The organism is Dactylosporangium aurantiacum (assembly GCF_000716715.1).
Classification (GTDB): domain Bacteria; phylum Actinomycetota; class Actinomycetes; order Mycobacteriales; family Micromonosporaceae; genus Dactylosporangium; species Dactylosporangium aurantiacum.
On record NZ_JNYJ01000036.1, the window covers coordinates 164992 to 188874 of the forward strand.

Annotated in this window: 19 protein-coding genes; 3 read left to right on the forward strand and 16 right to left on the reverse strand. The window is 72.0% G+C overall.

Annotation, left to right across the window (positions count from 1 at the left end; genetic code table 11):
• Nucleotides 1–193 precede the first annotated feature (193 nt).
• From OP18_RS53470 to OP18_RS34190, 5 genes are all read right to left on the reverse strand, one after another.
• Nucleotides 194–1186, reverse strand: a complete 993-nt coding sequence (locus tag OP18_RS53470) for a hypothetical protein (protein ID WP_156089995.1) — start codon at nt 1184–1186, stop codon at nt 194–196.
• A complete protein-coding gene (locus tag OP18_RS34175) occupies nt 1183–1725 on the reverse strand; it encodes a hypothetical protein (RefSeq protein ID WP_033363231.1) in 543 nt (180 codons plus the stop codon). The genes OP18_RS53470 and OP18_RS34175 overlap by 4 nt, the downstream gene beginning before the upstream one ends.
• 87 nt (nt 1726–1812) lie before the next feature.
• The gene (locus tag OP18_RS34180; protein WP_033363232.1) at nt 1813–4176 is read right to left on the reverse strand and encodes a sodium-translocating pyrophosphatase; all 2364 of its coding nucleotides are present in this window, start codon (nt 4174–4176) and stop codon (nt 1813–1815) included.
• Between the two features lie 231 nt (nt 4177–4407).
• Entirely contained in the window at nt 4408–4896 is a 489-nt protein-coding gene (locus OP18_RS34185) for an ATP-binding protein (protein WP_033363233.1), read from the reverse strand.
• A 4-nt stretch (nt 4897–4900) separates the two neighbouring features.
• Nucleotides 4901–5263, reverse strand: coding sequence for an STAS domain-containing protein (locus OP18_RS34190; protein ID WP_033363234.1), 363 nt, complete (start codon nt 5261–5263; stop codon nt 4901–4903).
• Nucleotides 5264–5437: 174 nt separating this feature from the next.
• Between OP18_RS34190 and OP18_RS34195 the strand changes: the two genes are divergently transcribed.
• The gene (locus OP18_RS34195; RefSeq protein ID WP_052387754.1) at nt 5438–7957 is read left to right on the forward strand and encodes a DEAD/DEAH box helicase; all 2520 of its coding nucleotides are present in this window, start codon (nt 5438–5440) and stop codon (nt 7955–7957) included.
• Nucleotides 7958–8107: 150 nt separating this feature from the next.
• On the opposite strand, the gene OP18_RS34200 is transcribed toward OP18_RS34195, so the two are convergent.
• The 7 genes from OP18_RS34200 to ssd form a co-directional block, all read right to left on the reverse strand.
• Entirely contained in the window at nt 8108–8488 is a 381-nt protein-coding gene (locus OP18_RS34200) for an Rv3654c family TadE-like protein (protein ID WP_033363235.1), read from the reverse strand.
• A gap of 35 nt (nt 8489–8523) precedes the next feature.
• Entirely contained in the window at nt 8524–8874 is a 351-nt protein-coding gene (locus OP18_RS34205) for a TadE family type IV pilus minor pilin (protein WP_033363236.1), read from the reverse strand.
• A 56-nt stretch (nt 8875–8930) separates the two neighbouring features.
• A complete protein-coding gene (locus OP18_RS58805; RefSeq protein ID WP_033363237.1) occupies nt 8931–9110 on the reverse strand; it encodes a DUF4244 domain-containing protein in 180 nt (59 codons plus the stop codon).
• A 44-nt stretch (nt 9111–9154) separates the two neighbouring features.
• The gene (locus tag OP18_RS34215) at nt 9155–9760 is read right to left on the reverse strand and encodes a type II secretion system F family protein (protein WP_081971348.1); all 606 of its coding nucleotides are present in this window, start codon (nt 9758–9760) and stop codon (nt 9155–9157) included.
• The gene (locus OP18_RS61075; protein ID WP_052387737.1) at nt 9760–10986 is read right to left on the reverse strand and encodes a type II secretion system F family protein; all 1227 of its coding nucleotides are present in this window, start codon (nt 10984–10986) and stop codon (nt 9760–9762) included. The genes OP18_RS34215 and OP18_RS61075 overlap by 1 nt, the downstream gene beginning before the upstream one ends.
• The gene (locus OP18_RS34225; RefSeq protein ID WP_033363342.1) at nt 10983–12194 is read right to left on the reverse strand and encodes a TadA family conjugal transfer-associated ATPase; all 1212 of its coding nucleotides are present in this window, start codon (nt 12192–12194) and stop codon (nt 10983–10985) included. The genes OP18_RS61075 and OP18_RS34225 overlap by 4 nt, the downstream gene beginning before the upstream one ends.
• 344 nt (nt 12195–12538) lie before the next feature.
• Complete coding sequence (gene ssd / locus OP18_RS34230) at nt 12539–13621, reverse strand: septum site-determining protein Ssd (RefSeq protein ID WP_033363343.1); 1083 nt, start codon at nt 13619–13621, stop codon at nt 12539–12541.
• 656 nt (nt 13622–14277) lie between these two features.
• Between ssd and OP18_RS34235 the strand changes: the two genes are divergently transcribed.
• Complete coding sequence (locus tag OP18_RS34235) at nt 14278–15093, forward strand: HAD family hydrolase (protein WP_033363238.1); 816 nt, start codon at nt 14278–14280, stop codon at nt 15091–15093.
• A 240-nt stretch (nt 15094–15333) separates the two neighbouring features.
• Here the strand turns inward: OP18_RS34235 and OP18_RS34240 are convergent, their stop codons facing one another.
• Nucleotides 15334–16077 carry a Fic family protein gene (locus tag OP18_RS34240; protein WP_033363239.1) on the reverse strand — a complete coding sequence of 248 codons (744 nt, stop codon included), beginning with the start codon at nt 16075–16077 and terminating at the stop codon, nt 15334–15336.
• 150 nt (nt 16078–16227) lie between these two features.
• Here OP18_RS34240 and acs point away from each other — a divergent pair, with 150 nt between their 5' ends.
• Complete coding sequence (acs, locus tag OP18_RS34245; protein WP_033363240.1) at nt 16228–18192, forward strand: acetate--CoA ligase; 1965 nt, start codon at nt 16228–16230, stop codon at nt 18190–18192.
• Between the two features lie 861 nt (nt 18193–19053).
• Here the strand turns inward: acs and OP18_RS34250 are convergent.
• The 3 genes from OP18_RS34250 to OP18_RS34260 all read right to left on the reverse strand — a co-directional run bounded on the left by OP18_RS34250 (nt 19054) and on the right by OP18_RS34260 (nt 23813).
• A complete protein-coding gene (locus tag OP18_RS34250; protein WP_245635617.1) occupies nt 19054–20415 on the reverse strand; it encodes a DUF1501 domain-containing protein in 1362 nt (453 codons plus the stop codon).
• 26 nt (nt 20416–20441) lie between these two features.
• Entirely contained in the window at nt 20442–22436 is a 1995-nt protein-coding gene (locus OP18_RS34255; protein WP_245635618.1) for a DUF1800 domain-containing protein, read from the reverse strand.
• A gap of 288 nt (nt 22437–22724) precedes the next feature.
• Nucleotides 22725–23813 carry a C45 family autoproteolytic acyltransferase/hydrolase gene (locus tag OP18_RS34260; RefSeq protein ID WP_052387739.1) on the reverse strand — a complete coding sequence of 363 codons (1089 nt, stop codon included), beginning with the start codon at nt 23811–23813 and terminating at the stop codon, nt 22725–22727.
• Nucleotides 23814–23883 lie beyond the last annotated feature (70 nt).

Genomic DNA, 23883 nt, shown 5'->3' on the forward strand with positions numbered 1-23883 from the left:
CGCATTGCGGCACCCGGCGGTCGGCTTGCGACACGCCGATCGGCGCCACGGTACACCTAAGCAGAAGCGCTACCTGCCCGATCTTGCGATCGTGTCGCATCGGCTGCCGTATTTGTCACGCTTTGTCGACCGGCGGTGACCCCGATGGCGGGTGGAATCACACTGCGCGGCACCGGCCCAGCCTACCCGGCGGTCACCTCGGCCAACTCTCGTACGGCGCCTCCGGCGGTGGCTCGCCGACGAGCTCCGCGAGGCGCGTCACACGCCGCAGTCCCACGATGCGGTACGCAGGGCCGCCGGCTTTGGGACCGACGAACACGGCGATGAGCCCGACGGCGGCGAGGGCGTCACCCACCGCCACCCAGTTGTCGGCCACCTGCCGGTCGATGGAATTTTCGTCGGTACCGCCGGCGTCGTCCGGCGTGTCCACGGGCTCGGGGGCCGGCTCGGCGAGCGGGTCGAGCTCGACCGTCGGCAGGTCGGCGTCGGGCCAGCTGTCGCGGCTGTCGTCGATCCAGTCCTCGACCGCCGGGTCCAGATCGACCGGGCCCGGGTCGAACGTGGAGATCAGGCTGGTGGTCTTCTTCTTCGCCCGCCCCCGCGGCGGCTCCGGCACGTCCTCGGCCGGTTCCTCGTCGGGCGTGTCGTCGACCTCGCCCACCACGTCGGCCTGGGCCGCTCTGGCCGGCTCCGGCGGGGCCCCTTCGGGCTGCTCCTCGTCCTCACCGATCGGAGGAGTCTCGTCGCCCGCTTCCTCCTCCGGGAGATGGGGGCGGCTCGGGGCGAGCCGGAGCAGGTACGCCCGCTGGCCGTCCCACGAGCCGGCGGCGGCCACCCACAGCCGCAGCCGCCGTCCGTCCAGGACCAGGTCGGCGGGGCACACCTTCCCGGTGCCGGCCAGCCAGCGGGCGGCGAGGGGGGCCAGCAGCGCCGCATACGCGGTCCGCACCGTCCACCGGTCCTCGACCCCGGTCGGCTCGCTCGACACGACCAGTCCCCGCTGCTCGCACTCGGCCCGCAGCACCTGGGCCCGCCAGGCGTCCTCGACCTCGATCGACACCTTCGCGGTGCCGCCCATCCGGCCGACCTCGCCCGCGCCGGCGAGCAGACCCTCCAGGTCCATCGGGGTCGGCGGGCGCGCCTCGACCCCGAACAGCGACAGTTGCCGGCTCCGAGCCGGCGTCACCGACACTCGGGCACCTCGCTGAAGGCCTTCTGCAGGTCCTTCTGCCCGACGTGCTTCGGGTCGATGGCGCTCTGCTCGTACTCCTCCTTGAGCACGGCGAACGCCGAGCCGACGGAGGTGTAGAAGGCCTTCGCGTCGGCGGTCGGCAGGGCCTCGACGGAGCGCTTGGCGTTGCCGTACGCGTCGCGGGCCTTCGACAGCGAGGTGGTGAACTGCTGGGCGACCTTGTCGCCGCCGGAGACGTCCGGCACGCCGGCGCCGCTGACCCCGGCCCGTGCCTTCTCGCTCGCGGTCTCCGCGCCGGTGAGCAGCTCGACGATGTTGGTCTTGGTCTGGGCGGCGGTCTTCGCCGACTGCAGCTGCTGCTGTGCCTTCGCGGTCAGGTCGGCGATCTCCACCCGCCACGGGGTGAGCGCTGTGCACACCGCCTGGGCCCACCGCTTCGGCGCGACGTCGCCGTTGCCGGTGGAGCCGCAGCCGGTCGTACCCGCCGAAACGAGGACGAACAGCAGGCCGGTGGCGAGGACGCGGAAGTGCATGAATGGAAGCCTAGAACCGATCGTCTGTTCGACAAATACGACGCCCCGGCCGGGATGACCGGCCGGGGCGTCGCGGTGGTGCTCAGGTCAGGCGGTGACCCGCTCCGGGGCCGACTCCTGCGAGGAGGAGTCGTCGCCGTCGCCGTCGCCGGCGTCAACCGAGACCGGCTTGCGCTTGCTGATCAGCACCGCCACGAAGACGACCAGCGCCGCCGCGATCGCGATGCCGAAGCGGACCGCGGGGCTGCCGTCGCCCGTGGTGTAGACCACCACGGCGGGCGCGATGAGCAGCGCGACCAGGTTCATGACCTTGATCAGCGGGTTGATCGCCGGGCCGGCGGTGTCCTTGAACGGGTCACCGACGGTGTCGCCGATGACGGTCGCGGCGTGCGCCGGCGAGCCCTTGCCGCCGTGGGTGCCGTCCTCGACGAGCTTCTTCGCGTTGTCCCACGCGCCACCCGAGTTGGACAGGAAGACCGCCATCAGCGTGCCCGTGCCGATGGCGCCGGCCAGGTACGCCGCGAGCGGGCCCACACCGAGGCCGAAGCCGACCGCGATCGGCGCCATGACCGCGAGCAGACCCGGCGTGATGAGCTCACGCTGGGCGTCGCGGGTGCAGATGTCGACGACCTTGCCGTACTCCGGGCGCTGGGTGTAGTCCATGATGCCCGGGAACTCGCGGAACTGGCGGCGCACCTCGAACACGACCGAGCCGGCCGACCGGGCGACGGCGTTGATCGCCAGGCCCGAGAACAGGAACACGACCGCGGCACCGATGAGCAGGCCGACCAGGTTGCCCGGGTTGGCCACGTTCAGGAACTTGTCGACCTCGACCTGCGAGAACTCCTTCAGGATCGAGTCCGTGTAGGAGCCGAACAGCGCCGTGGCGGCGAGCACCGCGGTGGCGATCGCGATGCCCTTGGTGATCGCCTTGGTGGTGTTGCCGACCGCGTCGAGCTCGGTCAGCGTGCGGGCGCCGCGCTCGTCGATGTCGCCGGACATCTCGGCGATGCCCTGCGCGTTGTCGCTGATCGGGCCGAACGTGTCCATCGCGACGATGACGCCGACGGTGGTCAGCAGGCCGGTGCCGGCCATGGCGACCGCGAACAGCGACAGCGTGATCGAGCCGCCGCCGAGCAGGAACGCGCCGAACACGCCGGCGCCGATGACGAGCGCCGAGTAGACGGCCGACTCGAAGCCGACGCTGATGCCGGCGAGCACCACGGTGGCGGGGCCGGTCAGCGCGCTCTTGCCGATGTCCTTGACCGGGCGGCGCTCGGTCTCGGTGAAGTAGCCGGTCAGCGCCTGGACGATCGCGGCGAGCACGATGCCGATGATGCAGGCGATGATCGCGGTGACGTGCGGCCCGAACGGCGGGGCGTCACCGTCGGTGCCGAGCTTCAGCGTCTCGCGCCAACCGTCGCCGAGCAGCTTCGACCACGTCGCCGGCAGGTAGAACAGCGCGGCGGCGCTGACCAGTACGGCGGAGACGACGGCGGAGATGTAGAAGGCGCGGTTGATGGCGACCAGGCCGTTGCGGTCGGACGGGCGCAGGCGGGTGAGCGCCACACCGAGGATCGCGACGATGACGCCGATCGTGGAGACGATGAGCGGGAAGACCAGGCCTTCCTCGCCGAACGCGGCCCGGCCGAGGATGAGCGCGGCGACCAGGGTCACGGCGTAGGACTCGAACAGGTCCGCGGCCATACCGGCGCAGTCACCCACGTTGTCGCCGACGTTGTCGGCGATGGTGGCGGCGTTGCGCGGGTCGTCCTCCGGGATGCCCTGCTCGACCTTGCCGACCAGGTCGGCGCCGACGTCGGCGGCCTTGGTGAAGATGCCGCCGCCGACCCGCATGAACATCGCGAGCAGCGCGGCGCCGAACCCGAAGCCTTCCAGCACGGTCGGGGCGTCACTCTTGAAGATCAGCACGACCAGCGCCGCACCGAACAGGCCCAGGCCCACGGTGAGGAAGCCGACGACACCACCGGTGCGGAAGGCGATCTTCATCGCCTTCTCCCGGCCGCCGTCTTCTCTGGCCGCCGCCGCGACGCGCAGGTTGGCGCGGGTGGCCAGCGCCATGCCGGCGCCACCGATGAAGGCCGAGAAGGTCGCACCGACGATGAAGAACGCCGACCTGCCGATCTTGACCATGGTCTCGTTGCCGTCCCCGACGTCACCAATGGGGAGCAGGAACAGCACCACCACGGCGATGACGACGAAGATGCCGAGGGTCTTGAACTGGCGCACGAGGTACGCGGTCGCGCCCTCCTGCACCGCCCCGGCGATCTCCTGCATCTTCGGGGTGCCCCGACCGGCGGCGAGCACAGCCTTGACCAATGCCGCCGCGAAGCCCAGCGCCACGAAGGCGATCACGAGCGCGATGACGACATAGGTCAGGTTGTTCCCGCTGAGGGAAATCTCGTCGGCTGCGACGAGTGTTGCGGACATTCGTTGTCCTCCTGTACCGACACATGACAGCGCCGCGAGCGGTCAGGCCGGCGGCGGGTTCTCCCCCGGGGGGAGCCGTGCTGGACGGTCGAGGTACCCAGTGACCAGGCCCGTCATACACGATCGCCGTACTCTAGCCGCAGAGCGTGTCTGTGGTCACACCGACTTGCGCGTTTCAGGAGATCGCTTTTCGTCGATGGTCCACTTTGTCGGCAGGCGTGCCCGCCCGTCCTACTCCGTCGGACGCTCCAACGGCCACGACATCCGGACCTCGGTGCCGACGCCTTCTGCCAGCTCGGACACGTTCAGATCATCGACGAGGCCGGCCAGCAGGGCCAATCCCATCCGCGCCGCGACCGCCTCCTCCGCCAGCAGCTCGGGCGGCGTGGTCAGCGGCAACGCCGGGTCCGACAGGACCATCACGGAATTCTCATCCCCAGCTTCACCCGCGAGACGGGCCACCATCGCCCCATTGGCGGCGCGGTCCACCACCCGCACCGTGAACCGGTCGCCATCGGCCATCGCGACGTCGACCAGGTCGTCGAGCCCGTGCGAGCGGTGCAGCGCCACGGCGCGCGAGCAGGCCTCGCCGATGGCGAGGCGGACCTCTTCGAGCAGCTCCTCGGACACGCCGGCGCGCCGCGCGACGGCGACACCGACCAGACGGGCGGTGCGGACGTGCGCGGCCGCCGGCGAGAACGACAGCCTGACTGTGGGCATGAACCTACGCCGTGGGTTCGGCGTCCGAGCTGGCCGCGGCGGTCGCGGCAGCCACGGAGTCGTACAGGGAGAACACCCGGTCCAACGCGGTGATCCGGAAGATCTTGAGGAGCCGCTCGTGCGCGCACACCAGCCCGAACGTGCCGTTGACCGCCCGCAGCCGCTTCAACGCGCCGACAAGCACACCGAGCCCGGTCGAGTCCAGGAACTCCACCCGGCTCAGGTCGACCACGACATGACGGGCGCCCGCCTCGACGAGCTCGACCAGCTTCTCGCGAAGCCGCGGCGCGGTGTACACATCCACCTCACCGCCGACTTCGAGCACCGTGTGGTCGCCGGAGTCGTACGTCGACAACGACAGCTCCATGCGGACCTCCTCCTCTGGGCGGTTGGGGCCGTGTTCGCGGGCACGCGCCCGTAACGAGTCTCTCGGGCATCTAACCATCGACGCCCCCACAAGGCGACGCGTCCACCCTGTTTCCCACAAATGCCACACGTGTACCGCACCGCTGCTTCGAACATCTGTCTTAGAGTGCTCGACGTGACGGCTGCACTCGCGCGCTTCTCCTTCCTACCGTCCCGCCGCGCGGAATCGCTCACCCACGTCGAGCACGTGCCGCCCCGCCCCGGGTCCACCGCCCCGTGGCCGGACTGGACGCCGCCGGCGCTGCGGGCCGCCCTCACCGCCCGCGGCGTCGCCCTCCCGTGGACCCACCAGGCCGTCGCCGCCGAGTCCGCGTGGTCCGGCACCCACACCGTCGTCGCCACCGGCACCGGTTCGGGCAAGTCCCTCGCGTACCAGCTGCCGGCCCTCACCGCCCTGCTCACCGACGACAGGGCGACGGTGCTGTACCTCTCACCGACCAAGGCCCTGGCCGCCGACCAGCTCCGCTCCCTGCGCGCCCTCGACCTGCCCGGCATCCGCCCCGCCACGTACGACGGCGACACCTCCCGGGAGGAGCGCGACTGGGCCCGCCAGCACGCCCGCGTCATCCTCACCAACCCCGACATGCTGCACCACGGCATCCTGCCCAACCACGCCTCCTGGGCCCGCTTCCTGCGCGGCCTGCGTTTCGTGGTCGTCGACGAGTGCCACACGTACCGTGGCGTCTTCGGCTCCCACGTGGCACACGTCCTGCGCCGCCTGCGCCGGGTGGCGGCCCGCTACACGCCCCGGGGCACCGCCGGACCGTGCTTCGTCCTGGCGTCGGCGACGTCCGGGGATCCGGCGGAGTCGGCGTCGCGGCTGGTGGGGGTGCCGATGACGGCGGTGACGGAGGACGCGTCGCCGCGGGGCGGGGTGACGTTCGCGCTGTGGGAGCCACCGCTGCTGCCCGCCGCGCCTGAACTGTCCGCGGCTGGCTCCGGTGCCGCCGCTGGCTCTGGGGCTGGCTCTGGGGCTGGCTCTGGCTCCGGTGCCGCCGCTGGCTCTGGGGCTGGCTCTGGGGCTGGCTCTGGGGCTGGCTCTGGGGCTGGCTCTGGGGCTGGCTCTGGGGCTGGCTCTGGGGCTGGACGGCGATCAGCGCTGCGGGAGACCGCCGACCTGCTCACCGAGGCGGTCCTCGCCGGCGTACGCACCCTCGCGTTCGTCCGCTCCCGCAAGGGCGCCGAGGTGGTCGCCAGCACGGCCCGCCGCTCGCTCAACTCGGCCGTGCCGGGCCTCGGGGAGCGGGTGGCCGCGTACCGGGCCGGCTACCTCCGCGAAGAGCGCCGCGCCCTCGAACGCGACCTCATGGACGGCGCCCTGCTCGGCCTCGCCTCCACCAACGCCCTTGAGCTCGGCGTCGACCTCGTCGGCCTCGACGCGGTCCTCATCTCAGGCTATCCGGGCACCCTCGCCTCCCTCTGGCAGCAGGCCGGCCGCGCGGGCCGCGCCGGCCGCGACGCGCTGTGCGTGCTGGTCGCCCGGGACGACCCGCTGGACACGTACCTCGTGCACCACCCGGAGGCCCTGTTCGGCAAGCCCGTCGAGGCGACGGTCCTCGATCCCGTCAACCCGCACGTCCTGGCACCTCAACTGTGCTGCGCCGCCGCCGAACTGCCGCTCACCCGGGCCGACCTGCCGCTGTTCGGCCCGACGGCCGAGGCCACGCTGGACGCGCTCGTCGCCGCAGGCATCCTGCGGAAGCGCCCCAGCGGCTGGTACTGGACGGAACGCCACCGCCCCGACGTCGACCTCCGTGGCGCGGGCGGCGGCCCGGTCGCCGTGGTCGAGGAGTCCACCGGCCGGCTCCTCGGCACCGTCGACACCGGCTCCGCGCACCACCAGGTCCACACGGGCGCGGTCCACCTGCACCAGGGCACCGCGTACGTGGTCGACAAGCTCGACCTCGCCGACTCCGTCGCCCTGGTCCACGCCGAGGAGCCCGACTGGAGCACGCACCCCCGTGACGTCACCTCCCTCACCGTGCTGTCGGTCCGCCAGACCCGCACCGCCGGCCCGGTCACGCTCTCGCTCGGGGAGGTCGAGGTGACCTCCCAGGTCGTCAGCTACCAGCGCCGCCGCATCTCCAGCGGCGAGGTCATCGACACCTGCCAGCTCGACCTCCCCGAACGCATCCTCAAAACCGTCGCCGTCTGGTGGACCGTCGCCCCCGAGGCCCTCGACGAGGCCGGCATCCCCGAGGTCGACTGGCCGGGCGCCCTGCACGCCGCCGAGCACGCGTCGATCGGCCTGCTGCCCCTCGTCGCCACCTGCGACCGCTGGGACATCGGTGGCCTCTCCACCGCCCTGCACGCCGACACCGCCCTGCCGACCGTCTTCGTGTACGACGGCCACCCCGGCGGCGCCGGCTTCGCCGAACGGGCCTTCGACGTCGCCACCGACTGGCTGGGCGCGACCCGCACCGTCGTCGCCGAGTGCCGCTGCGAGCAGGGCTGCCCGTCGTGCGTCCAGTCCCCGAAGTGCGGCAACGGCAACAACCCCCTCAACAAACGCGACGCCGTCCAGGTCCTCTCCCTCGTCCTGTCGTCGCTGGACTCCCTTCACCAGGCGGACGCTTCCGCCCGGGCCGACCTGACACGCGTTCCCGGGCAGGCCGAAGGATCGCTGGTGTCCTGAACCACCGATCCCCCGGCGTACCAGCCCGAGCCCTTGCCGGCCTCCGAGCAGCACCCCTCGACGGGAACCCCGACCGGCACTCCCGACCGGCACCCCCGACCGGCACCCCGACAGCGCTCCTGATGGGCCGCTCCCGACCAGCCGTCCTGGCTACCCGTCGGGGAGGCCGCCGGTGTCTCGGACGGGTCCCGCTCTGGCGCTCGCCGTGCCGGCGGGCACGGCATCCGACAGGCTGACCTCGACCGTCACGCGTACGTCGAGCCCGTCCACCGAGCAGTTGACCAGCCGGGCCCCGTTCGCCGTCACCACCCGTCCGGCGACCGCGCACGCCTCCCCCGGCCCGTCGACCGCCCACACCGCCCCGGCCAAGGCGCCCGCGTCGGCAGCGTTCTGCGCCCGGTGCCGCGCGACGCGCACGCCGGCCACCCCGATGCCGACGACGAGCGCCCCGACGAACACGAACCCGATCACCACCATCAGCAGCGAGATCGACCCCCGCTCCCGGGCCGCCACCGAGGCGCCGCCGCGCACCGGCCGTCGCCCCCGTGGCGGACCGCCGCAGCCGGTCACGGTGCCTCGCTTTCGGGTTCGACCAGGGCGACCGCTTCCTCGCGCAAGGTGATCGCCGGCAGCGGGCCGAGGCTGACGCGCTGGCGTACGGTCACCCGGACGAGGTCGCCGTCGCGCTGGACCGAGATCGTGGCGCCCGACGGCATGGCGCCGCGGCCGGTGGACTCCGGCTCGCCGCGGGCCGCCGCCCTTGCCGCCAGACCAGCCGCGTCGGTCAGGCGCACCTTGGCCGCTGAGGCGCTCCATCCGGCGAGGAAGATCAGCAGCAGGACGACGACTGCAGGAAGTGCCACGGCGAACTCGACCGTCGCCGACCCGCGGTCGTCGGCGCGGCCGGTGCCGGACATCGACCTCCGCCGGCGCCACGCACCCCCACGCCGGGCGCCACGATCCCGGTCGTTCTTCATGTCAGCGCCCCGCCGACCAGCCGGAACATGGAGTTGTACAGGGCGTCCGACGTGACGATCCTCAGCAGCACGGCGGCGAGCGCCACCCCGACGCCGATGACGAGGACGTATTCGATGCTGTGCGACCCACGGTCTTCCCTGCGGAAGGCACGCAGACGGGCGCGGAGGTTGTGCACTGGCTCTCCTTCACGATGGCACCAATCGACGAAACGAAACGCATTCACAGGACCCGCAGCACGTCGCGGATGACGGCGGCGACCACCGGCACGACACCGATCAGCACGAACGCGGGCAGAAAACACACCCCCAGCGGCAGCACCACCAGGACCCCGACCCGCCGCGCGGACGCCTCGCCGACCGCCACCTTCGCGACCCGCAGGTCGGCCGCCTGCCGCTCGAGCGCCACGGTCAGCGCCGTGCCCCGGTCGGCGCTGCGGGCGGCGACCCGGGAAAGCCGCCGCCCGCCGGGCAGGTCGGCCAGGTGCGCCCAGGCGTCCTGCGGCGACGCACCGAGCCGCAGCGCCCGTCCGACGAGCGTCAACCTGGTCCCGACCGGCCCGCCGACCGCCTCCCCGACCACGATCGCTGCGCGGTCGGGTGGCGCACCGGTCCTCAACGCGGCGGCCAGCAGGTCCGTCGCGAACGGCAGGTCGCCCTGGGCCCGGACCCGTTCCTGCCGGGTCCGCGGCGACTCGACCCGCCGCAGCGCCCGCTCCGCCACGCCCGCTGTGACGAACGCGGCCACGATGCCCGCGATGCCGCCCAGCAGCAGCCCGACGGCGAGGCCGCAGCAGGTCGCGTACAGCCACCGCCGCCCCCGGCTCATCACCGCACCCCCGCGACGACGGAACGGACCATCCGTCCGGTCCACAGCAGCCCGGCGCACTGCAGCGCGACAGCGGTGACCGCGCAGGCCGCGCCGAGCGGCGTGTGCAGCAGCTGGCCGACGGGGTCGACCCCGATCCCGGCGCCGAGCCACAACCCGGCCGCGGGCATCCCGACCAGCAGCGCCGTCGTGGTCTGCGCGCCGGACGTCTGCGCGGCGAGGTTGAGCCGCAGCGCATGCCCCGCCCGCAGGTCCGCGTCGACCTGGTCGAGAAGGTCCGCGAGCGGCGTGCCGAGCGCCTCGCTGACCCTGTGCGCGGCCTCGAGCCGGGCGAGGGCGACGAGGACGGCAGCGTCGTCCCGCCGGCGAGCGCGACCGCCCCGCGCGGGACCCGCGCGGCCCGCAGGTCCGGCGTGATCTCCGGCCGGGCGGCCGGGGCCCGCCGTGCGACGGCCACGCTCATCGGCCGCCTCCCAGATCCGCCGTACGGTGGCGCCGAGACCGGCATGTCCGCCGGGCGCGGAGCCCAGGCCCGGCGCGGCGGGTCCACCATGCACGCGGGCCGCTCCCGACACGGCGGGTCCACCGTGCGCGCGGGCCGTGCCCGGGGCGGTGGGTCCGCCGTGCGCGCGGGCCGTGCCCGGGACGGTGGGTCCGCCGTGCGAGGGCGCCGGGCCCGGCGCGGCGTAATGGACGGATGAGCGGCCCGTGGCGGCGTGGCCGATGGACGCGTGGGCCGCGGTCCCGTGGCTGCCGCCGGGCGGGCGGGCCCGGGCGGAATACACCTCCACGTCGGCCCCACCCGGATACGGCGCCGCGGTCGCGAACGGCACGACGCCCGCCCGCAGGTCACCGACGGCGTCCTCGATCGCGTCGAGCAGGTCGGCGACCGCCCGGTCTGCGGTGCGGCGCACGAGCTGGCCACGGACGCCGATCAGGCTGAGCGTCGTGTACGTCGCGGCCAGCACCGCGGCCACCGGGCCGCTGGCCAGCAGGCCGAGGCCGGCCGCGAGCATGCCGCCGGCGGTCATACCGACGCCGGGCCGGTCGACGAGCAGGTCCGCGAGCTGGTCCAGTTTCGGCCACCGGCGACGGACGCCGGCGGTCTTGCGGTGCCGGGAGAGCCGGTCGAGCCGTTTCCGGGTCCGCCGGCGGCGGATCAGCAGCAGGCCGAAACCCAGGGTCATCGCCCCGCCCGCGGCGAGGGCCATGTCGATCGCGGTCATTGCCAGCCTTTCCCTGCCACGTAGCGCCACGGACCCGACGGGCGGGGTGGTGTGACACCCCGGTCGGCGATCAACATCTCCAGCTGGTCGGCTGCCGCGGCCCGGCCGCTGCCGCGCCGCCAGGCGGTGAGCACGACGGTGGTGCGCTGCTCCGGGTGCGCGTCCAGGACGCAGATCTCGCTGAGCAGCCGGGTGCCGTCGCGGCCGCGTTGCAGGTGCACGACGACCCGCAGCGCGGCGTGGGCCAGGGCGTGCAGCGCCGCCCTCGGCACGCCACCGAGCAGTCCGAGCGCCTCCAACCTCGCCGGCACGTCCGCCGGCGAATTGGCGTGCAGCGTGGCGGCGCCACCCTCGTGGCCGGTGTTGAGCGCGCCGAGCAGGTCGACGATCTCGGCGCCGCGGCACTCGCCGACGACCAGCCGGTCGGGGCGCATCCGCAACGCCTGCCGGACCAGGTCCCGCAGGGTGATCTCGCCGGCGCCCTCCACGTTGGACATCCGCGACTGCATCGACACCACGTGCGGGTGCGTGAGCCGCAGCTCGGCGGCGTCCTCGACGACGACGATCCGCTCGGCGGGCGGCGTCAGCGACAGCAGCGCCGCCAGCACGGTGGTCTTGCCTGTGCCGGTGCCGCCGGTCACCAGGAACGGAATCCGTGCCGCGACGATCGACGCGAGCAGCCGGGCCGCGCCGGGGTCGAAGGTGCCGCACGCGATGAGCTCGTCGAGGGTGAACGTCTGCCGCCGAAACGTCCGCAGCGACAGATACGGCCCCTCGCGCCCGATCGGGGGCAGCACCGCGTGCAACCGGGTGCCGTCGGGCAGTTGCGCGTCCACGAACGGTGCCGCGTCGTCGAGCCGGCGGCCGGCGCTTGCCGCGAGCCGCTGGGCGAGCCGGCGCACCTCGGCCGCGTCGCCGAACCGCCCGGTGGCCCGCCGCAGCCCCGCGCCGCGGTCGACCCACACCTCGACGCCGTTGACCAGCACGTCGGTGACGGACGGGTCGGCGAGCAGCGGGGCGAGCCCGCCCGCGCCGATCATCTCGCCGATGAGCCGGTCGGCGACCTGCCGCAGCGTGCCCTCCCCGAGCAGGGCCGCGCCGGGCTCGGCGCGCACCGCCGCCAGCACCGCCGCGGGTGTCGGCTCGACGCTGTCGACCGTCATCCGCAGCCGGACCCGCTCGACGAACTCGTCCAAGGGCAGCGTCACCGCCGCCGGCGCGACCCCCTTGCGCCCTTCGAGCACCAGCGTGCTCATGCCGCCACCTCCGCTGCGCTCCGGCGTCGTCCTGAGCTCCACCCTGAGCCGCTGATTCGCAGCCCTCCGCTGCGCTGCGGGCCACTCATGCCGCCACCTCCACTGCGCTCCGGCGTCGGCCTGAGCCCCACCCTGAGCCGCTGATTCGCAGGCCTCCGCTGCGCTGCCGGCCACTCACGCCGCCACCTCCACTGCGCTCCGGCACCGGCCCGAGCCCCACCCTGAGCCGCTGATTCGCAACCCTCCGCTGCGCTGCAGGCCACTCACGCCGCCACCTCCGCTCCGATCGAGGCCGCTCATGCCGCCACCTCGCCGGTCAGGCCGAGGTCGCCGATGATGCGGCGGCACAGCTGGGCGAGGGGGCCGCGGCCGTTGCCGGCCGGTGGGCTGCCCTGCTCGAGGCGCCGGGGCAGGTCGGGCTCGGCGCGCAGCGTCCCGGCGACCGGCAGCCCCAGTGACCGGGCGATCTGCCTGGTGCGCAGCCGGCCCGGTGCGGGACCGCGCACGACCAGTCGCAGCTCGTCGGTGTGTGGCGTGACGGTGGCCGCGACCCGGGCGGCCGCGACGCAGGCACGCAGCTCGGCCGGCACCACCAGCAGCACCCGGTCGGCGGCGCGCAGCGCGAGGACCGCCGCGTCGTCCAGCGAGCGGGGCAGGTCGGTGACGACGAGGTCGCGGCCGCGGCTGCCGGCGTCGAGGGCGGCGGCCATCGCGTCCTGGGACAGGCCGCCGGGCTGGCCGCGGTCGCACGACAGCACCGCGACGTCGCCGCGGCTCGGCAGCGCCGACACCAGCGCGGGCGGGTCGACGGCGCCGCTCGTGGCGGCCAGCGCCGGCCAGCGCAGGCCGGCGACGTCCTCCCAGCCGAGGATCAGGTCGGCGCCGCCGCCGAGGGGGTCGGCGTCGACGAGCAGGGAGCGCAGGCCTACGTTGCCCGCGGTGATCGCCAGTCCGGCGGCCAGGACGCTCGCGCCGGCGCCGCCGCGGCCGCCGAGGACGGCGAGGATCCTGCCGCGGGCGGTGACCGTGACGGCGTGCCGCTGCGCGACCGTGGCGAGGCGGTCCGAGAGCCATCCCGCGCCGTCGGGGAAGCGGACGATCTGCTCCGCGCCGACCGCTTCGGCGAGTGCCGTGACGCGGTCCATCTGCTGGTCGCGGGTGAGCAGCACGACCCCTCGCCGGCGCGGCAGCCGGGCCCGGGCGCAGGCCTGCGCCGCCGCGTCGCCGATCAGGACGATCGGCGCGTCGGGATATCGGGCCCGGGCCGGCTCTGGGCCCGACTCGACGTCGACGTCGAGCGGAACCCCGGCGGCGAGGTTGAGCACATCGTCAAGCAGGTCGAGGTCGTCGGTGACGAGCAGCGGTCGATGTCGGGCCACGGCGTGCTCCACGGTCTAGACGGGCTGGTGGACTGCGCACACCATGGCGCCGTCGCCGGTGCCCCGGCTCGACCGTGGACCTGTTTCTGTGGATAACCCGCCGCTTGTGGATAACCCCCGGGCATGCAGTCGATCTGCTATGACAGCCCAGACAAATCGGGCGCAACTCGGCGTTGGGTTCGCTGGCCGTACCGGCGAAGAATCAAGGAGCCAGAGGCACTAGTGCTGAAACGCTCAACAAAGCATCCAGCGTCAATGCTCTATAGCCGGACTACATCGTGGCCATGTAGCAAAAAGCCATGTGGCTGATGCCTTACAAAGGGGACGACCCCCGCCGGGGGGTGACGGGGGTCGCCGGGGGTTCGGCTCCGGGGGGGTCGAGCCGAACCCACTCAGCGGCTACGGGGGGTGCAACCGCTGAGAGTCGAATAACGGGTCGCTGGTCGTGTGGACGTGAAACCTCGTCGCAAACATAAGCATGCCTGAGTGGACCGCCATACGTCGAGTAGCACCGGCCCGCAACACGCCCAGAACGCCAATCAATATTTCACGCTCTGGTAATCAAGCGTGATCAAGCCCGCGCCGAGCGTGACCCGCGGCCGGGGGTGGCAAGTCCGGGCCCCACGCCATGTCCCGCGACGCTACACTTGCCCGCCGTGGGGCGTAGCGCCGCGTTTTTCGACCTGGACAAAACGGTGATCGCCAAGTCAAGCGCCTTGGCCTTCGGTCGGCCGTTCTATCGGGATGGGCTGATCAGCCGTCGCGACGTGATCAAGGGCGCCTACGCGCAGCTGCTGTTCCGCGTCGGTGGCGGCTCCGACGAGCAGACCATGGCCAAGACCCGTGACTACCTCGCGGCCCTGGTCAAGGGCTGGCGCGCCGAGCAGGTGCGGCAGATCGTGCGCGAGACGCTCGAGGAGCTGATCAGCCCGTACATCTACGCGGAAGCGGTGCTGCTCATCGACGAGCACCGCGCCGCCGGCCGCGACGTGGTCCTGGTCTCGACCTCCGGCGACGAGATGGTGCGGCCGATCGGCGAGCAGCTCGGCATCACCGACATCATCGCGACCCGTATGACGGTCGGCGAGGACGGCTGCTACACCGGCGAGGTCGACTTCTACGCCGCCGGCCCCAACAAGGTCGTGGCCGTCAAGGAGCTCGCCGCCGAGCGCGACTACGACCTCGCCACGTGCTTCGCCTACTCGGACTCGGTGACCGACGCGGGGCTGCTGAGCCTGGTCGGACATCCAACGGCCGTCAATCCCGACCGCGGGCTGCGCAAGATCGCCGTTGAGCGCGCCTGGCCGATGCTGGCGTTCCGCCATCCGATCCCACTCGCCCGCCGCCTGCGGGAGCGCCCGGCGGTGCCGGTGACGGCCGCCGCGATCGGTGTGGGCGTCGGGTTGGCGATCGCGTTCGCCCTGTACAGCAAGCATCGCCGGACCAAGGCGGCGGCCGTTACCGCGGCCTGAGCACACCAGCACCACCCGTCACATTCTGCGGGCGAGGGCTTCCGCTCATGGAGGTCGCGGCGTAGAACAGAAGTGCGGGGTCCGGCACGGATCTCGTGCACGGCCACCGGGCACCCACGAGCGATCAGCCGCGGTAGGCGCGTTGCGGCGGCTCTGCAAGGACCGCCGACAAACGGATTCGAAGTGCACGCATGGTAACCCGGTAGGACGTGTGGGACGGCGCCTCGGCTGAGGCGCCGTTCACTGTGCGTAGGCGCCGCTCTCGCAGATGTCGACGAGCTCCTGCGCCGCCCGCTCGGCCGCGCTCGCGTAGTGCCGCAGCCACGAGCGCAGGCCGTCGGGCGTGCCGGTCGCGAAGGCGTTGGCCGCGCCGACATACTCCGGCTCGCGGCTGCGGTGCCCGACGTCCATGGCCAGCAGCCCGCGCGGGTCCAACCCACCGCCGATCAGGGTCAACCGCGCCGCTGCCCGCGCCACGACTCCGTTCGGCCCCTCAAAGGCTTTCAGTGCCAGAAGCTCCCCATGTACGACCGCCGCCTGCACCAACACGGGAACGCTCGTGCCACCTGTGACGAGCGTCGACAGCGCCTCCAACCTCGGCGCGGCCGCCGGCTGCACGGGACGGCCGAGCGAGGCCTCCGGCACGACGTCGCGGGCGATCAGCGTGTGGAGCTTCGCCAGCACCTGCCGGGGCGCCTTGGCCCAGGTGCCGGTCAGGCCGTCCAGGGCCGCGGTGGCGCGCAGCGCGCCCTGCACGACCGGGTCGGTCACGACCCCGGCACGGACCCCTTCCAGGTCGAACCCGTGCGTGTCCAGTGCCGCACTGGCGACGGACGAACGCAGCGCCACCTCGGCGGCGACAGGTCCGCCGGAGCGGCGCAGGGCGCGGTGGCGCATGGCCGCGTCGATGGCGGCACGGGCGGCGTCGAAGGCCGGGCGGACGTCGGCGAGATCCAGCAGTGGAGCGAGTGGGTCAACCTGCACGGGCAAACGGTATCGTGCCCTCTACTGATAACAATGCTTACAGAAACCCGGCGCTCCACAGGCGCCGCTCAGCGCAGAAGACTCGCAAACTGTCACACCCCCCAACTAGCCTGCTTGCGAGAGCTGGACCACATCGAGGAGCCATCACCGATGAGCGAGACCTTGGAAAACCTTCTCAACGAGACCCGGCAGTTCCCGCCGCCTGCCGAGTTCGCCGCCGCTGCCAACGTGACGGAGGGTGCCTATGCCGAGGCCAGGCAGGACCGGCTCGCGTTCTGGGAGCGGCAGGCCCGCCGGCTGAGCTGGGCCAAGGATTGGGACCAGGTGCTTGACTGGACCAACCCGCCCTTCGCGAAGTGGTTCGTCGGTGGACAGCTCAACGTGGCGTACAACTGCCTCGACCGGCACATCGAGGCCGGCCGCGGAGACAAGGTCGCCATCCACTGGGAGGGCGAGCCGGGCGACACCCGCACGATCACATATGCCGACCTGCACCGCTCGGTGTGCCAGGCGGCCAACGCACTGACCGACCTGGGCGTCACCGCCGGCGACCGGGTCGCGATCTACATGCCGATGATCCCCGAGGCGGCCGTCGCCATGCTCGCCTGCGCGCGCATCGGCGCGACCCACAGCGTGGTCTTCGGCGGCTTCTCCGCCGACGCGCTCAGCGGGCGCGTCGACGACGCCAACGCCAAGGTCGTCATCACCGCCGACGGCGGCTTCCGCCGCGGCAAGCCCAGCGGTCTCAAGGCGATCGTCGACGAGGCCGCGGCCAAGTCGTCCAGCATCGAGAAGGTCATCGTCGTGCGCCGCACCGGCCAGGACGTCGACTGGGACGACAGCCGCGACCTGTGGTGGCACGACGTGGTGGAGACCGCGTCGGCCGAGCACACGGCGCAGCCGTTCGACAGCGAGCACCCGCTGTTCATCCTGTACACGTCAGGCACCACCGCCAAGCCCAAGGGCATCCTGCACACCACCGGCGGCTACCTGACCCAGGCGAGCTACACGCACCACGCCGTGTTCGACCTGAAGCCCGACAGCGACGTCTACTGGTGCACCGCCGACATCGGCTGGGTGACCGGGCACAGCTACATCGTCTACGGCCCGCTGTCCAACGGCGCCACGCAGGTCATGTACGAAGGCACCCCCGACACCCCGCACCGCGGCCGCTTCTGGGAGCTGATCCAGAAGTACAAGATCACGATTCTGTACACGGCGCCAACCGCGATCCGCACCTTCATGAAGTGGGGCGACGACATCCCCGCCGGGTTCGACCTCTCCTCGCTGCGCCTGCTGGGCTCGGTCGGCGAGCCGATCAACCCCGAGGCCTGGATGTGGTATCGGGAACACATCGGCGGCGACCGCTGCCCCATCGTGGACACCTGGTGGCAGACCGAGACCGGCGCCATCATGATCTCCCCGCTGCCGGGCGTCACCGCCAGCAAGCCGGGCAGCGCCATGCGCCCCCTGCCGGGCATCGCGGCCGACGTCGTCGACGACCAGGCCCAGTCCGTCCCCGACGGTGGCGGTGGCTACCTGGTCCTGCGCGAGCCGTGGCCGTCGATGCTGCGCACGATCTGGGGCGACGACGAGCGGTTCAAGGAGACGTACTGGTCGCGCTTCCAGGACATGTACTTCGCCGGCGACGGCGCCAAGAAGGACGCCGACGGCGACCTGTGGCTGCTGGGCCGCGTCGATGACGTCATGCTCGTCTCGGGGCACAACATCTCCACCACCGAGGTCGAGTCCGCCCTCGTCAGCCACCCGAAGGTCGCCGAGGCCGCCGTCGTGGGCGCCACGGACCCGACCACGGGGCAGGCGATCGTCGCGTTCACCATCCCGCGCGGCGGCGTCGACACCGACGGCGAGGCCGGCGAGGCGCTCATCCAGGAGCTGCGCAACCACGTCGCGAAGACCCTCGGACCGATCGCGAAGCCCCGCCAGATCATGCTCGTCCCGGAGCTGCCCAAGACCCGCTCCGGCAAGATCATGCGTCGCCTGCTGCGCGACGTCGCCGAGAACCGCAGCCTCGGCGACGTCACCACGCTGCAGGACTCCACCGTCATGGACCTGATCTCGTCCGGCCTGCAGTCGGGCAAGTCGGAGGACTGACGGCGGTTTGGCTCGCCGCTCCGGGCCGGTTGGTGTTGATGCCGCCGGCTCGGAGCGGGGCGCCATGCGCGCGTGACGGCCGACGAGCCGTCGCGGTAGCCGCCGCGGCGGCATTCAGCACTGCCGGGTGCCGGCAGCACGCCCAGCCCGGCAGCACGCCCAGCCCGGCAGCACGCCCAGCCCGGCAGCACGCCCAGCCCGGCAGCACGCCCAGCCCGGCAGCACGGGCGATGCCTGGTCACCTGCTGACGGCTGGTGCCGCGATAGATGACTCGCTGGCCGTGCTGCCATCGAGGAGGCCGAGCAGGCCAGCCGTCGCGGACGCTGCCGTCGAGTTTGCGCAGAGGCGCTGCTGCCGGTCCTGCTCGGCCGAAGGCGCAGTTCCGGCAGTGATGCAGCCATTGTTGCAGGTGGCAGCCGTTGTCAGTGCGAGCTGCCGCAACGGTTGCGCGGCGGGCTCTCGGCTTCCCGGACTGCGTTCGGCGCTGCAATCGTGGTTGTGGGCCCCGCCGGTGCAGGGGGCAGAACCGCCAGCGCAGGCACCGTTGACGCGAGGCAGCGCCGCCCTCGGGGCACGATCGGCATGCAGGCACGATCGCCGTCGCAGGGACCGTCAGTGTGCCAGCGCAGGCGGTTGCAGGGTCGCAGTTGCCATCCGCGAATACCGCCGGCTTCGAGGCACGATCGCCGTCGCGGGGCACGATCGCCGGTATGAAGGCACAGGGCCGGGCAGATGTCGTCTCGAAGGCGCATTCGGCGGCCCGGGCAATCGACCGCCGCAGAAGGCGGCACGCGTGGCTCAGGGTAAGGAAAGGGGCGGCCCCCGGGACCGAGGCCGCCCCTACGCACGCGTAGGTGGAGCTACGCGTAAATCTTGACCGGCGTGTAGGTCTGGCGGGGGAAAATCTGCCCGACTTCGGCGTCGGTCAGGCCGAACCGGCCCTGGGCCACCGATCCGAAGACGCTGAACATGTTGTTCATCTCGGGCAGGTCGCCGTTGACGAGGGTGCCGAGGCCGTTCCAGTTGCCGAGGAGCTTGCCGGCGAGCTTCTTGCCGGACAGGACGATGACGCCGCCGCCGTGGCCGTGGTCGGTGCCGCCGCCGTTCTCGGCGACGCGGCGGCCGAACTCCGAGGAGACCATGACGGTGACGTTGCCGGCGAGGTCGCCCAGGTCGTCGAAGAAGGCGGCCATGCCGGCGGCCAGCTCGCCGAAGTGGTTGGCCACGTAGCCGCCGCGGGTGCCCTGGTTCTCGTGGGTGTCCCAGCCGCCCATGCCGATGGTGGCGATGCGGACGTTGGCGCCGCCCTTGATGAGCTGGGCGAGCTCCTTGAAGGCGTTGCCCACGCCGGTGTACTTGACGCCCTCGGCGGGGGTGTAGCCCTTCTGGGCCAGGTTCGCGGCCAGGGTCAGCGCGTCGATGCCGGCCTTCACCGGGGCCTCGATCGGGTGGTTCGTGCCGGTGAAGAGCTTCTGGATCGCCTCGACGGTGGCCTGCTTGTACTTGCCGTCGCCGTTCACGTTGAGGGATGCGACGTTGTTGAGGGCGAGCGCGCCACCGCCGCCGACCAGGGATCGGGGCAGGGTCGAGCCGATGCCGATGGCGCGGAAGGCGGTGCCGGGGCCGAGCTTGTCGGCGAGGTTGGTGAGCCAGCCCATGCCGCCGGTCTCGGCGGGCAGGCCGCCGAGCTGGCAGATGTCGGTCGCGGCGAAGTGGCTGCGGTCGAGGCGCCGGTCGCTGACGGCCGGGATGAAGGCCAGCTGGCCCGCGTCCAGGTACTTCTTCAGCGGCGTGAAGGACTGGTTGAGGCCGAACCCGCGGTCGAGGGGGATCGACGTGTTCTCCGGCAGCGTGAAGCTGGGCCGGACCCGCTGCAGGGTCGGGTCGTTCATCGGGGCGAACAGGGAGAGCCCGTCGGCGCCGCCGTACAGGAACACGTGGATGAGCGTGCCCGTCGGGGTCGCGGCGAAGGAGGCCTGCGTGGTCAGGAACTGGCTGGTGGCCAGGGCCGTCGTGGTGGCCGCCGCGCCGACGAAGAACCGGCGGCGGGTGACGCCCTTGCCCTCTTCCTGCTCGTCCTCCTGGCGGGCGAGCTCGAGGTACTCGTCGCGGACCGCCTTCTGCTCCTCCTGCACCGCGACGGCCTCGGCGCGCAGCGCCGCCTCGAAGCGGTTGGGGCCGAGCCTCAGCAGGTCGGGGCACTCAGGGTGAAGTGAACGCACTGTCTTCTCCATTGGTATGCCTCGACTTACCGGAGGTGGTGGTGGGGGGTGGCGAAGATGGCCCGGATGACCGACGCGATCGCGCCGTTGAACGTGGCGTCGACCGGCGTGCTCGCCGTCATCGTCGGGCTGACGATGTGCAGGATCGCCAGGCGGCGGTCGTTGTCGAGCGTGACGTTGATCAGCTTCTTGGTCAGCGCGTCGAGGTAGGCACCCGCGGTGGCCGGCGGGTTCGCGATGATCGCCTCGGGCTTCTGCCAGGTGAACTGGCGCCGGCCGCCGGTGATGGCGGTGTAGGCGTCGTTCCACTGGTTGACCATCGTGCCGGCGGAGGTCCAGGCGACGTACACGTCGGGGTAGCCGTTGGGGGTCGGCAGCTCCATCGGGGCGTGGCCGAACTCCTCGAGCTTGCGCTTGATGTCGCCGAGGCCCTGGACCATCGGGCTGACGTTCGTGTTGTTCGACGTGAAGCCGGCCGGCGCCTCGGCGCCGATCTCCAGCGCCCGGTACGTGGCGACCAGGTACTCGCCGGGGCGGCGGACCTTCTGGCCGACGGACGCCCAGAACTCGGTGCGGCTCAGCATGGTCATGAGCACGGCCGGGATGTTGCTCTTCTTGTCCAGGTACGTCTTGGCCATCGCGTCGACCAGCGACTTCGGCGGCACGTCGGAGACGAACCGGGTCGCGAGGTTCTGCGCCATGTACCGGGCGGTGTTCGGGTGCAGCGCCAGGTAGCGGAAGTACGCCTCCTGCACGGCCTCGCCGCCCTCGGCGGTCGGGTTCGCGTGCGTGAAGCCCATGATCTTGATCGGGCCGACGTAGTGCTGCTCGGGGCGGTAGACGTACTGGTTGTCCCGGACGCTGCGACCGGTCTGCAGCATGGCGGCCTGACGGACGTCGGTCTCGGTGTAGCCGTTGAAGGCGCCGACCGTGTAGAGCTCGAGGTTCTCGCGGGCGAGGTTCTCGTTGATCGCGTCCTTGGTCGACTCGTCCTGGTCGAGGTACTTGAGCAGCGCCGAGTGCTTGTTGCCGGCGATGAACATGTCCACGTAGTTGCCGAGCGCGTGCTTGCGGATGACGTCGCGCTCGAAGGAGGCGCGGGTCAGCTCGTTGCCCTCGTGGAAGGCGGCCACGTGGAAGTAGTCGCCGAAGAAGTCGACCATCATCTCGAAGAGCTGGCGGTCGGAGAAGAGCTGCTTGGCGATCGCGTACCGGACGTTCTGCTCGTCCGCCTGGATGCCCTTCTTGTCCAGGTCCTCGCGCTGGGCCTTGAGCTGCTCGTACGACATGGCCCAGGTGACCAGCTCGGCGTCGGCCTTCTGCTCACCGCGGGTCAGCGGGATCGTCTCGGGCTTGAGCTGCTTGGCGATCCAGCCGTTGATGCCGAGCTTGTTGATGTCGGCGATCGTCTTGCTGTTCGGCCCGAACGTGAGCCGCGTCGCGAGGTGCCGGACGGGGTCCTTGGTCGGCAGCACGGTCTTGGCGGTGACCTTGGCGTTCTTGGCCGCGTCGGCGGGGGTGCCGAACGAGTTGCCGGTCGTCGGCGTGTTCTTGCGGATGCCGAGGCCGGCCTGGCCGTTCATCAGGCTCTGGTTCTGGTCGACGTACGCGGGGGCAGCGGTGTCGACGGGCGTCTCGGCGCCGGTGTTGGACGGGTCGGTGCCTTCGCCGAAGAACTGGGTGACGGCGTAGGCGCCACCGCCGATGAGGGCGGCCGCGCCACCGCCGATGGCGATCATCGCCGTGCGGCGGCGCCAGTTCGACGGCTCCTCGTCATCGAAGTCCTCGTCCTCGATGTCGGGCAGGCCGCCACCGTACGAGCGGGCGGCGGTGCTGGGGTCGTAGAAGTGCGGGCCGGAGCCGCCACGGTCGGCGGGCATGGCACCCTGGCGGTCGTAACCGCGCGCGGCGAAAGGCCGCCGGCCGGTGCCGGTCTGGTCCTCGTAGCCGGACTCGAAGTACGAGTCGGCGTACGGGTCGTGGTTACCGTCAGGGCCCTGTCCCGGGCGCCGTCTCGGCACGTCTCGCTCGTTCATCTACAAATCCCGATTCCGACGTTGTGGGGGCTCACGTGCGTCGATCGGAAAGTAGTAGGTGCCAGGAGCAGCGACAAGCCGCGCTTGAAGCGCCCTGACCAGGACTTAAGGAGCCTTGCGACGGCCCGCGACGAAGATCCATCGGATGGTGCCGTACTGAACCGTGTTGAGCTGCGGAAACGGCCCTTTCAACGGGTCCGGCCGGTCACCGCCGAGGGGCGACCAGCACAGACACATTTAAGGTGATCCTGCACCGCCGCAAGGCCGGCCGGATCAGGTGAAAAGTCCGGAAAGCCGGACCTCGTGATACGTGTCAGCCTGGCACGGCGGACCGGCCGCGATCGACATCCGGCGCTCGTCGAGATCGAGCACGACCGCATAGAGCGACTCCGAACGGTCCTCCTCGGCGAGCGCGTCGGCGTCGTGCCGGCAGATGGACTGCGGGTGGCCGCCGTGGTCGGCGAGCACGCCCTGGAGGTCCTTCTCGGTGATCGCCGGCGCCCCGAGCAGGCGGCGCGCCCGGGCGCTGCGGAAGAACGACGAGCTGCCGATGTCACGCAGCGTGTCGTGGACCGTCGGCAGCGCCTCGAAGTGGTTCGCGTGGGTCACCACCCCGTCGACGGGGTTCAGGACGCCCACATCGCCCGGCGCGACCTCCAGATCGACGACCTCCCCCGGTACACCTGCCGAGAACGCCTGACCGAGCAGCAGGTTGATGCTCGCGCTGCGCGGCGAGGAGCACGCGACGCGCAGCGCCGAGCCGAGCACGCGCTGCTCCAGCACGGCCCGCAGCAGGACGTGATACGGCACCCCGCCCGGGCGGCCGTCGCGGTCGCTGGTGAGCATGTTGACGCAGACGCCCAGGCCCGCGTCGTTGAGCCCGGCCTTGGCCAGCATGCCGGCCTCGGTGAGCGTGAGCACCGTCGATCCGTGCTCGTCCCGGGTGGCGAGCAGCAGCGTGTACGGCCGCTGCGCCGGATGCCAGTCCCAGTTCTGCGCGAGGATCGTGTGGCCCGACGCGGTCCTCGCGTCCAGGACGCCGATCGAGGTGCACTCGCTGGCACTGTTGCCGTAGAGCAACTCGGTGCGGGCGTTGAGGGCGTAGATCTCCTCGACCGGCACGCCGGCGCCCTCCGCGACGCCGTCCAGCAGGTCCGCCACGCGCGGCGCGTGCTGCCGGGACGCGGCGCGGAACAGGCTGCCGGCCCGCCGCACCGCCGGCCGGTCCAGGCCGGTCGCCGCGAACCGCTCCAGGTAGTTCGCCGTGTTCGCGGCGATCAGCGGGCGGGCGGCGACACCGTAAGCGACACCGCACTCACCCGGTGTGCCCTCGACTTCGATGAGCGGCAACGGCAGGTTCATGGCCTGAACGCTAAGGGTGACGGCCCCCTGCACAGAACCCTCGGCGTCGCGGATCACAGCCGGTCGCCTG